The organism is Enterovirga rhinocerotis (assembly GCF_004363955.1).
GTDB classification, from domain to species: domain Bacteria; phylum Pseudomonadota; class Alphaproteobacteria; order Rhizobiales; family Beijerinckiaceae; genus Enterovirga; species Enterovirga rhinocerotis.
In genome coordinates, this window is the sequence record NZ_SNZR01000016.1 from 288,317 (window position 1) to 299,156 (window position 10,840).

General features: G+C 72.4%; 10 protein-coding genes. 2 read left to right on the forward strand and 8 right to left on the reverse strand.

Going from position 1 to position 10,840, the window contains the following annotated elements; all coding sequences use genetic code 11:
• The first annotated feature begins 110 nt into the window (after positions 1 to 110).
• Positions 111 to 641, forward strand: a complete 531-nt coding sequence (locus EV668_RS21950; RefSeq protein WP_133774194.1) for an ECF-type sigma factor — start codon at positions 111 to 113, stop codon at positions 639 to 641.
• Here EV668_RS21950 and EV668_RS21955 read toward each other — a convergent pair.
• From EV668_RS21955 to EV668_RS21985, 7 genes are all read right to left on the reverse strand, one after another.
• Positions 617 to 3,088, reverse strand: coding sequence for a serine/threonine-protein kinase (locus EV668_RS21955; protein ID WP_133774196.1), 2,472 nt, complete (start codon positions 3,086 to 3,088; stop codon positions 617 to 619). The two genes, EV668_RS21950 and EV668_RS21955, sit on opposite strands and share 25 nt — an antisense overlap.
• Before the next feature lie 453 nt (positions 3,089 to 3,541).
• Entirely contained in the window at positions 3,542 to 4,168 is a 627-nt protein-coding gene (locus EV668_RS21960) for a DsbE family thiol:disulfide interchange protein (RefSeq protein ID WP_133774198.1), read from the reverse strand.
• Positions 4,162 to 4,311, reverse strand: coding sequence for a heme exporter protein CcmD (gene ccmD / locus EV668_RS21965; RefSeq protein ID WP_133774200.1), 150 nt, complete (start codon positions 4,309 to 4,311; stop codon positions 4,162 to 4,164). The genes EV668_RS21960 and ccmD overlap by 7 nt, the downstream gene beginning before the upstream one ends.
• Positions 4,311 to 5,087: a heme ABC transporter permease gene (locus EV668_RS21970; RefSeq protein WP_133774202.1), complete on the reverse strand. Its 777-nt coding sequence runs from the start codon at positions 5,085 to 5,087 to the stop codon at positions 4,311 to 4,313. The genes ccmD and EV668_RS21970 overlap by 1 nt, the downstream gene beginning before the upstream one ends.
• A 370-nt stretch (positions 5,088 to 5,457) precedes the next feature.
• Positions 5,458 to 6,114, reverse strand: coding sequence for a heme exporter protein CcmB (gene ccmB / locus EV668_RS21975; protein WP_133774204.1), 657 nt, complete (start codon positions 6,112 to 6,114; stop codon positions 5,458 to 5,460).
• A complete protein-coding gene (gene ccmA / locus EV668_RS21980) occupies positions 6,111 to 6,731 on the reverse strand; it encodes a heme ABC exporter ATP-binding protein CcmA (RefSeq protein WP_133774206.1) in 621 nt (206 codons plus the stop codon). The genes ccmB and ccmA overlap by 4 nt, the downstream gene beginning before the upstream one ends.
• The gene (locus EV668_RS21985) at positions 6,728 to 7,369 is read right to left on the reverse strand and encodes a DNA-3-methyladenine glycosylase family protein (protein ID WP_133774208.1); all 642 of its coding nucleotides are present in this window, start codon (positions 7,367 to 7,369) and stop codon (positions 6,728 to 6,730) included. The genes ccmA and EV668_RS21985 overlap by 4 nt, the downstream gene beginning before the upstream one ends.
• 136 nt (positions 7,370 to 7,505) lie before the next feature.
• Here EV668_RS21985 and gluQRS point away from each other — a divergent pair, with 136 nt between their 5' ends.
• Entirely contained in the window at positions 7,506 to 8,453 is a 948-nt protein-coding gene (gluQRS, locus tag EV668_RS21990; RefSeq protein WP_133774210.1) for a tRNA glutamyl-Q(34) synthetase GluQRS, read from the forward strand.
• A gap of 4 nt (positions 8,454 to 8,457) precedes the next feature.
• Here the strand turns inward: gluQRS and EV668_RS21995 are convergent, their stop codons facing one another.
• On the reverse strand, positions 8,458 to 10,515 hold the full coding sequence (locus tag EV668_RS21995; RefSeq protein WP_245513349.1) for a M23 family metallopeptidase: 2,058 nt from the start codon (positions 10,513 to 10,515) through the stop codon (positions 8,458 to 8,460).
• Positions 10,516 to 10,840: the final 325 nt, after the last annotated feature.

Below are 10,840 nucleotides of genomic sequence, written 5' to 3' on the forward strand. Positions count from 1 at the left end.
GCTGCACCGCACTGATCATCGGCCTAGATAGGCCCGGTGCGAGGCGGATGAAAGGCCGCACGATGAAAGGCCGCTTGGCCGGAGAGGCCGCCCGGATCTATTCTCGAACCATGGCCGATCCTCCCCCAAGCGGGCGCAGCGCGGGCTTCGACGCGCTGACCGCCTCGCTCTACGAGCAATTGCGCAGGATCGCGCATCGGGAGCGCGGCCGGGCGGGCCGGCCCGAAACCCTGCAGACGACCGTCCTCATCAACGAGAGCTACATCAAGCTGCGCGACGCGCCGGGTTTCGAGAGCCGGGAGCATTTCCTCGGCACGGCCGCGACCGCGATGCGCCACGTCCTCGTCGACGCGGCGCGGGCCAGGCTCAGCCAGAAGCGCGGCTCGGGCCAGCGCGCGGTCCAGCTCGACGAATCGACCGACGCCGCGGCCTCCGACGACATCGACGTCGTGCGGGTCGGCGAGGCGCTGGAGGACCTGGCCAAGCTCGATCCCCGCCTCGCCCGCATCGTCGAATGCCGCTTCTTCGCCGGCTACAGCGAGGAGGAGACGGGCCGCATCCTCGGCATCAGCGACCGCACGGTCCGGCGCGACTGGGTCCAGGCGAAGGCCTGGCTCTACAAGGAACTGTCCGAGGCCTGAGACGGCGGGGCGTCGCCGCCTTCGGCCTCGTCGAGCATGGCGTCGAGCACCGCGAGTTCGGCGAGATGGGGCTCGGCCGCCGGTCCCGACTCGCGCAGGATGGCGCGCGCCTCCGCGCAATCGGCACGCGCCCTGGGAAGATCGCCGCGGAACAGGCCGAGCTGCGAGCGCACGGAGAGCGCGAAGGCGCGGTAGAGGTGCCGCTCGCCGAAGGCGCGGGCCGCCGCCGCGAGCGTCGCCTCGATCTGCTCCTGCGCCTCCGCAGCGCGGCCGGCGAGGCCGAGCGCGAGGGCGAGGCTCTGGCGGATCATCACCGTGATCGATGCGTCAGGGCCGGCGAAGGCGAGCGACATCCCGGTCCCCTCGTCGAGCAGCGGCAGCGCCTCCTCGTGACGTCCCTGGATGAGCATGATGCGGCCGAGATTCATCTGCAGGGCGGCGAGGGCGGCGGAGGGGCCATAGAGATCGCGCCGGAGCCTGATCGCCTCGCGCCACATCGCTTCCGCGTCCTCCGGCCGCCCGGCCCGGAAGGCGAGGCCGGCGCGGTGGTTGAGGAGCCCGATATCGACGGTCGAACGCTCGCGGTTGCCGGCGGCGAGGAGCCGCGCGGCCTCGTCGAAGGCCGCTTCCGCCTCCTCGAGCCGGCCGGCTTCGAGGAGATGGACGCCGAGATTGTGCTGGAGGGTGCTCGCCTCGAGGCTGCCCTCGCCGAGGAGCGCGTCCGTCTCCGCCTTGGCCCGGCGAAGGAGGGCGATGCCGCCCTCGCGGCGCCCGCGCTCGCGCATCAGCCCGGCTTCGATCCCCGCGGCCTCGGCCCGCTCGCGGGCATGGCGGGCGGGCGCCTTCGACCAGACGCGGTCGATGGCCGCGAGCAGCCGCTCGGCCTCGTCGAGCCGGCCCTGCCGGACGGCCACGACGGCGAGGGTCTGCCGGGCCCGCGCGAGACCGGGCTCGTCGCCCGCCTCCTGTGCCAGCGCGGCCTCCCGCTCCAGCAGGGGAACCGCGCCGGCGAAATCGTCCATCTCCGCATAGAGTTCGCCGAGGACGCGCAGCAGCGGCCGCTGCCTCTCGTCGGGATCGTCCCCGAGCCGGGCCGCCGTCCGGTCGAGCACCTGCTTCGCCGTGCGGAAGGACGGCCCACCCTCCTCGCTCGCCGTACGCAGCATCAGCATGACGTAATCCCGCACGGCCGTCGTCCGCGCCGTCTCCGCGCGGCTGACGGCGCGTTCCGTCGCCGTGCGCCGCGCCTGCATGACCCAGGCGGCGAGCCCGGCCCCGAGGGCGGCCAGCGTGACGGCGCCGCCCGCGAGAGTGCCGCGGTTGCGCCGCATGAAGCGGCGGACGCGATAGGCCGTGTCGCCCCCGCGCGCGAGGACCGGCCGCATGGCGAGATGGCGGCCGAGATCGTCGGAGAATGCGAGGACGCTGTCGTAGCGATCCTCCGGCCGGAACCGCATCGCCGTCGCGACGATCGCGTCGAGATCGCCTTCGAGCGCGGCGGGATCGAAGACGCGTTCGCCGCTCGCGGCCGCCGTCCGGCTCGCCCGCGGCGGCTCGTCGCCGAGGAGGCGCGCGGCGCCGGAGAAGGCGCCGGTCCGGGTCCAGGGCGGACGACCGGTCAGGAGCTCGAAGAGGAGGGCGCCGAGCGCGTAGACGTCCGTCGCCGTCGTGATGCCCCGGCCCTCGAATTGTTCGGGCGCCGCGTAATCCGGCGTCAGGATCGCCTCGGTGGTGACGCCGCCGATGCCGTCGTCGAGGATGCGGGCGATGCCGAAATCGAGCAGCTTCACGCGGCCCTCGCCCGTGATCAGCACGTTGCCCGGCTTGAGGTCGCGGTGGACGACGAGGTGGCGATGCGCATGGGCGAGCGCGTCCGCCACCTCCCGCACGAGCGCGATGCGATGAGAGAGGCCGAGGCGTTCGGCCTCGCAATGCTCCGTGATCGGCCGGCCCTCGAGATGCTCCATGGCGAGGAAGGGTCGCCCGTCCGGCGTCGTGCCGCCGTCGATCAGCCGGGCGATGCCGGGATGGTCGAGCCCGGCCAGGATCTGGCGCTCGGCCCGGAAGCGTTCGGCCTGCGTCACGGCCTCCGGCCGCAGCAGCTTCAGCGCGACGATCTGGTCGAAATGTCCGTCGGCGCGGATGCCGCGATAGACCTCGCCCTGGCCGCCTCGCCCGATCAGCCCCGTGACGGAGAAGGCGCCGATCCGCGCGCCGTCCGGAAGCGAGCGGTAGCCGTCGTCATGCGGCGGCTCGCCGGCCTCGATCGCGGCCGGGGTCTCGAGGAAGTCGCCGGCCGCATCGGCGGAGATGAGGAGCGCGCGCAACTCGCCGTCGAGAGCGGCGGGAAGCTCCGCCCGCGCGAGGCCGCGCTCCCGCGCCGCCGGGCCGAGATCGACCAGCGCGTCGAAGAGAGCGCGAATCTGCTGCCATTCGGCCGGCTCCACGTCGTTCTCCTGCGCCCCTGGCGGTCTCGCTTGCGCGGCGTGGAGCGGAGGCCTTTCTCACATCGTGTGGAGGAGGAGCCAAGCGATGCCGCCGACCGGAGCGACGATTCCGAGGAGGGTCGGCATGATGAGCTGGGCCATGATCGTCTCCCGCCGAGCCGGAGCGGCTCTCGTGAAGGGAGACGGGATCGCGGCGACGATCCGGACAGGGTTTTGCTCGGGTGTCGCGCTGTTTCCCAACCCTCCCCTGGAGGGGGAGGGTCGCCGGCGGAGCCGGCGGGGTGGGGTGAACCCACCCTCGCTCATCATCAACGTTCTCGAGGGGCGGAGACGCCGTATCACCCCACCCCGGACCTTCGGTCCGACCCTCCCCCTCCAGGGGAGGGTGGCTGCCCCGACGCAGCCGTCATGTCGGATGCCGTATTTCGTACGGGAGAAATCGAGGCCGGGACCTCAGCGCGCCGCGGCCTGCTTCACCTTCGCGAGGAAGTCCGGAAGGCTCTCCTCGGTCAGCGGCCCGACATGCTTGTGGCGGATCGTGCCGTCCGCCGCGACGATGAAGGTCTCCGGGACTCCGTAGACGCCCCATTCGATCGCGGTCCGCCCGTTGGCATCCGTGCCGACCGCCGCGAACGGATTGCCGAGCGTCTGGAGGAAGCGCAGGGCGGCGTCCGGCTTGTCCTTGTAGTTGAAGCCGATCAGCCGCGTGCCGGGCTGCGCCGCGAGCCGGTCGAGCAGGGGATGTTCAAGCCGGCAGGGGGCGCACCAGGACGCCCAGACATTGACGATCGTCACCTCCCCCTTGGGACGGCCGGTGAGATCGCGCTGGGCGACGCCCGGGATCGGGCCGCCGCCGGGGGCGGCAAGGCCTGCCAGGGGCGGCAGGTCGAAGGCGGGGACGGGCCTGCCGATCAGCGCCGAGGGCAGGCGCGAGGGGTCGCCCGCGCCCAGCCGGAAGGCGAAGAGGATGGCCAGCCCCGCGAAGACGACGATGGGCAGGATGAGAAGAAGGCTCGGCCGCTGCCGCGGGGCCGCGTCCTCGGACGAGCGCTTGGCGGCGTCGGGGCTGGGCGTCACGATCCGTGCCTCGCCGCGTCCCCTTCGAGCCGCTGCAGCGCGCGCCGCTGGGCCCGGTAGTCGAGCAGGTGATGCGCGATGAGCGCCCCGATGGCGAGGGCCGCCGCGCCATAGGCGGACCAGATGTAGAAGGCGTAGTCGCTCATCAGGCCGACACCTCGCTCCGCGCCGAGGGCCGGACGGGCTCCGACGGAGCCTCCAGCCGTTCCGCCCGCAGCAATTCGAGCCGCCGCACCCGCCGTCGCAGCACTTCGGTCCGCATGCCGAGCAGATGCAGGGTCGTCCCGAGCAGCGTCGCGGCGAGCGCCATGACGAGGAGCGGCACGAGGATGCTGGAATGGATGCTCGGGCCGCCGAGCCGCAGCACGGATGCGCCCTGGTGGAGGGTGAACCACCAATCGACCGAGAACTTGATGATCGGGATGTTCACGACCCCGACCAGGGTCAGGATCGAGACGGCGCGGGCCGCCCGCGCGGGATCGTCGATGGTCCGCCAGAGAGCGATGACGCCGCAATACATCAGGAACAGCACGAGCATCGAGGTGAGCCGCGCATCCCAGACCCAGTAGGTGCCCCACATCGGCTTGCCCCAGAGGGAGCCCGTGACGAGGCAGACGAGAGCGAAGGCGGCGCCGATGGGGGCGGCGGCCTTCTGCGAGACATCCGCCATCGGATGCCGCCAGACGAGCGAGCCGAGAGCCGCGACCGCCATCACCATGTAGAAGAACAAGGCCAGCCAGGCCGACGGCACGTGCACGAACATGATCCGCACCGTCTCGCCCTGCTGGTAGTCCGGCGGCGCGACGACGAGGGCGAGATAGAGCCCGATCGCGAGGGTCGCCGCCGTCACGAGGGCGAGCGGCACCATCGCCGGGCCCGACCAGCGCATGAAGCTGCCGGGATTCGCAAGCCGGTTCAGCATCGCGCGGCCTCGTGCAGCGCAGGCCGGGTGGGCGCCTCTCCACCCTCCCCTGCAGGGGGAGGGTCGCCGGCGAAGCCGGCGGGGTGGGGTGACAACCACTTCGCCGTATCGTCGGCCTCTTCGAGGTGGGCGCCGCGCATCACCCCGCCCCGGACCTTCGGTCCGACCCTCCCCCTGCAGGGGAGGGTGGGTGTCGGCCTCGACCGCGATGGGCGGATGCCGATGTCGCGCGGGCTGGGAAGGACGGCGGGCGGGCTCACGGCAGGACGAACGGCCCCAGGGATCGGACGAGAACGGAGCGGCGCGGGCCGCCAGTGCGGAACGGCTCTAAGCTCGCCGCGCGGCGCCCGCAATGCGGCGTCGGGACCCGTCATTCCCGGCTCCGCAGCGCGGCGGCGGCGGCGAGCGTGCCGACGACGCCCGCGATCAGCGTCAGCGCGCCGAGGAAGAGCAGCGCCTGGGCACGAGCCTCCGCCGCGGGATCGGAGGCGGCGACGCCGAAGATCAGGACCGGGATCGCGAAGGGCAGGACGAGGATCGCGAGGATGAGGCCGCCGCGCCGGAGGCTCGCCGTGAGCGCCGCCCCGATCGCGCCGAGGAAGCTCAAAGCCGGCGTGCCGACGAGCAGCGAGACGAGGCTCGTCGCCATGGCCGCCGGCTCGAGCGCGAGAAGAAGCCCGAAGAGCGGCGAGGCGACGGCGAGCGGCAGCCCGGTCGTCAGCCAGTGGGCAGTGGCCTTGGCGAGGACCAGGATCTCGAGCGGCGTCCCGGAAAGGCGCAGGAGATCGAGGGAGCCGTCCTCCTCGTCCGCCTGGAACAGCCGGTCGAGCCCGACCAGCGTCGACAGGAGGGCGGCGATCCAGAGGATGGCCGGGCCGATGCGCGAGAGAAGGTTGAGGTCCGGGCCGAGCGCGAAGGGGATGACCGCAACGATCATCAGGAAGAAGACGAGGCCGAGCCCGCCCGAGCCGCCGATCCGGGCCGCGAGGACGAGGTCGCGCCGGAGGAGGGCGAGGAAGGCCCTCACGCGTCCCGCTCCGCTGTCGCGGCCGGGCCGAGGGCAAGCTCGCGCGCCTCCGGCAGGGCGAGGGGCAGATGGGTCGCCGCGACGACGATGCCGCCATCCGCGCGATGCTCCCGCAGGAGATCGGCCAGCAGCGCCTGCCCCTGGGAGTCGAGCGCATTGGTCGGCTCGTCGAGCAGCCAGACCGGACGCCGGCTGGCGAGCAGGCGGGCGAGGGTCAGCCGGCGGCGCTGTCCGGAGGAGAGATAGGCCGTGGGCAGGTCCGCGCCGGCCGCGAGGCCGACCCGCGCGAGGGCCGCGTCCGCCGACAGGCCGCCGCCGAGACAGGCGGAAGCGAAGAGAAGGTTCTCACGCGCGGTCAGTTGCGCCTTCAGCCCATCCTTTGCCGCCAGCCAGTGCACGCTCTCCGGCAGCGTCGCCTCCCCCGGAGCCTCGAAGGCGATCGTCCCCGCATCCGGCCGCAGCACACCCGCGAGCAGAGCCAGCAGCGTCGACTTGCCGGCCCCGTTGCGCCCCGTGACGACGAGCGCGTCTCCGGCCTCGAGCGAGAAGCCGACCCCCCGCAGGACGAGCCGGCCCGCCCGGCGGCAGGCGAGATCGGAGACGGTGAGGCGCGTCACGCCGCGAGGATCCCGTCGCGCGACTTCACGCGGCGATAATGCGCCCAGAGCAATCCCGCCGCGACGCCGCGCCAGGGCCGCCAGGCCTCCGCCATCGCGAGCAGCGCCTTCGCGTCGGGCCGCGCCTCGAGGCCGGCGGCGTGTCGGGCTGCCTCCTGCAGGGCGAGGTCGCCCGCCGCGAAGGCATCCGGATGACCGAGGCAGAAGAGCAGATAGACGTCGGCCGTCCACGGCCCGATGCCGCCGATCGCCGTGAGCCGGGCATGCGCCGCATCGGCATCGATCTCGTGCAGGCGGTCGAGCGGCAGATCGCCTGAAAGCACGGCGGCCGCGACGTTGCGCAGGGTCCGCACCTTCGGCCGGGACAGGCCGGCGGCGCGGAAGCGCTCGTCCGGGGCCGCGGCGACGGTTTCGGGCAGGAGCGGCGCGAGTTCGACGCGGCAGCGCGCCCAGATGGCGGCGGCGCTCGCGGTCGAGACCTGCTGGCCGACGACGATCTGCGCGAGCCCCTCGAAGCCCGGCTCCCGCTTGCGGAGCGGCGGCGCGCCGAGCTCGGCCGCGAGGCGCCGCATGAGCGGATCCTGCTGCGCCAGCACGCGCGTGCCGTGGGCCATCGCGTCGGGTGAATCGAGGAGCATCAGGGGGGCGGCATCTCGGATGGCGGCTCTGCGATCAGGGCCGATTGCGCTGGCGCGGCCGGAACGTCAATCGTTGCGAGGTCCGATTCGCCTCCGCGGGAGCGTGCATGGGGCCGCCGACAGCGCGTTCTCCGACATGAGCCAGCCCACCTTCCGCTTCGCGCCGAGCCCCAACGGCCGCCTCCATCTCGGCCATGCCGCGTCGGCGCTGCTGAACGAGCGTCTGGCGCGCGAGGGGGATGGGCGCCTCCTCCTGCGGATCGAGGATATCGACCCCGTCCGGTCGCGGCCCGATCTCGCGGAGGCGATCCTGGCCGATCTCGCCTGGCTCGGCCTCGCCTGGGAGGAGCCGGTGCGGCGCCAGTCGGAGCACATGGCCGATTACGAGGCCGCGGCCTGTCGGCTGCGCGAGGAGGGCCTCCTCTATCCCTGCTTCTGCAGCCGCTCCGAGATCGGCCGCGCCGCCGAGGCCCGGGCCGAGCGCGAGGGACGGCCGATCGCGCGCGATCCCGACGGTACGCCGCTCTATCCCGGGACCTGCCGCGGGCTGTCGGCCGAGGCGATCGCGGCGCGGATGGCCGAGGGGCGTCATCCGGCCTGGCGCCTCGCCATGACGAAGGCCCTGGCCCGTATTAAAGGTGAACCGCTGACCTGGACGCGGTTCGATCCGGCCGGATCGGCGCTGAGCGGGGCTCCTCAGGATGAGGAGGATGGGAGTGTGCAGCCGGGCTCTCGGCCTGACGTAGCCGGCGCGAGCGAAGTCGCCGCCGATCCCGCACGCTGGGGCGACGCCGTGCTGGTCCGGCGCGACACGCCGACGAGCTATCATCTTGCGGTCGTGGTCGACGATGCGATCCAGGGCGTCACTCATGTCGTGCGCGGGCGCGACCTCGAGGCCGCGACGGACCTCCACCGGCTCCTGCAGGCGCTGCTCGGCCTGCCGAGCCCGCATTACCACCATCACGCGCTGATCCTGGACGAGGCGGGCGAGAAGCTCGCCAAGCGAGCCGGCTCGCCCGCCCTCGCCGATCTGCGCGCGGCGGGGGAGACACCGGCCTCGATCCGAAGACGTCTCGGCTTCTGACCGCTCAGCGATGCTCGGACGCGGCGAATTGCGGGTTCGCGCGCTTGCTGATGGCCAGGATCTCGTCGCGCTGCCGGTTGAAATCGGCGAGGGCGCGGCCGTCGAGCTCCCGGCCGCGCGGCACGCGGATCTTCAGCGGATCGACGAAGCGCCCGTTGATCAGCACCTCGTAATGGAGGTGCGGGCCGGTCGAGAGGCCGGTCGAGCCGACATAGCCGATGACCTGGCCCTGCCGCACCCGGACGCCCTGCGTGATGCCGCGGGCGAAGGCCGATTGGTGATTGTAGGTCGTCACGTAGCCGTTGGCGTGCTGGATCTCGATCCGGCGCCCGTAGCCCGAGCTCCAATCGGCCTTGATCACCGTGCCGTTGCCGGCCGCGAAGATGGGCGTGCCGACGCGGGCGGCCCAGTCGACGCCCGTATGGCCCTTGGCATAGCCGAGGATGGGATGGACGCGCACGCCGAAGAGCGAGGTCAGCCTCGCCCCCGCGATCGGCATCCGGATCAGGAACTTCTTCAGCGAGCGTCCGCCCTCGTCGAAATAATCGACCGAGCCGTCCTCGCCCTGGTAGCGGAACACCTTGTGCACGTTGCTGCCGAGGGTGAAGGCGACCGAGAGCAGGTCCTGCCTCTCGCTGCCTTCCTCGTCCGATCCCATCACGATCTCGATCGCATCCCCGGCCTGGATGCGGCGCTGGAAATCCACGTCGTAGCCCATGACGCGAACGATCTCGTCCACGATCGCGCGCGGGATCTCGTGTTTCGCGGCGGTCTCGTAGAGGCTCGCGTAGAGCTGGGCGCCGGTTCCCTCGTCTTCCTCGTCGTCGTCCTCCGCGAGCCCGGACGGCCGCCGCTGCTCGGGCCGGGCCGTTTCCGTCGGCGGCGGCGTGACGGAGACGAAGGCCCGTCGGTCGTTCATCGCGGCGATCGCCTCGATGCCGCGCTCGCCGTAGAGCACGACGCGGGTCAGCTGGCGCGTCTCGCCGGCCTTGTCGGGCGGGGCGATCAGGACGCGCATCTGAAGGCCCTCGAGCGCGCGGTCGCGGCCGAGGAGGCTGGCGATGGCGCGGGCCTCGTCCGGTGCGGCTCCGTTCGCGCGAAGGGCGGCTTCGAGCGTCTCGCCGCGCTTGAAGGCGACGACGCGCTCCTCGAAGCCCGGAGCGGAGGATTGTCCCTTCGGCAGCGTCGAGACGTTTTCGGGTACGACGCGCACTTCGATCGAGCGGAAGGCCGCGTCGCCGCTCCGCGGCGCGAGGCCCGGCACCAGGGTCGGCGTCGCGCCGGCGCCGATCCCGCGCGGACCGTAGCTCGGCATCGGAAGGGAGAGCAGGTTGGGGCGGCCTGTTCCAGCCGCGAGCGCGCGCAGCTCCGCCTCGACCTGGGACTGGACGTCCTGGTCGCTCAGCACCGGGCCCGTGGGATCGAGCAGCAGCGTGGCGAGGTCCGTCTTGATGATGGACACCTCCGCATCGGAGGCTTCCGGGACGGGCGGCGGCGGCTCTGCGGCCCGATCGCTGCTGTCCTGGGACATGAAGCGCAGCGGATTGAAAGGGGGGACATTGGTCGCGTAGACGCCCGCGGTCGGCGACAGGGCGGTTGCGAGCCGCGTGTAGCTCCGCATCTTGATGACTTCCCGATCCGCGACGCGGAGGGTCGCCTGGGACCGGAAGCTCTGCTTTGCCGAAGCCACCGTCTCGGCCCGGATAAGCTTGTCACCCTTGCGCAGGGCCGCGCGCGAATCTCCGGCCCGCCCCGGGGAGGCGGAGGCGACCTCGGGGGCTTCGACGAGATCGATCTCGCCGCGCTGGGAGACCACGATCGCCGAGCCGATGAGCAGAAACCCCGCCAGCGCCGTCAGGACGGAGGCGCCGAGCCAGCGGATGCTGAGCGCATGCCGCGGATTGGCCCGGACCGGCGCGGCGAGGTCGAGCGGAGGCTCGTTGCCGAGGGCTGCCGCGGGGCCGAACCGAGGTGCCGGGCCGCCTCTGACCGGCCGCTCGCGGCGCGGCCCGTGGGCAGGGGCTGCGGCGCCGCTGCGAAGCTGAAGGGGAGAGACGCTCAAGCCTGATATCGTCTGCTGGAACCCGTGGGGGCGGAATCGTGTTGGGCAGAGGCGACCATGCCCGCGTGCACCCGTCCGGGCAACACGCGTGTGCGGCTGCCATCTCCCGGTTGCCTTCCTGGTGTGGCCGGACGATGGCGCAGATCGCGCCGGCAACGACCTTTGAGGGGAGCCGCAGGGCGGCTTCCAAGAGGGCGGGGCGCCCGAGCGAGACAAAAAAGTCCGGTCCCTGTCGCAAAAATTTCACTGGGGGTGTTGACTTGGTTGGGGGCGGGCTCTAGAACCCATCCATCGACGGCGCGCCGGACACGGCTTCGCCGCCAAA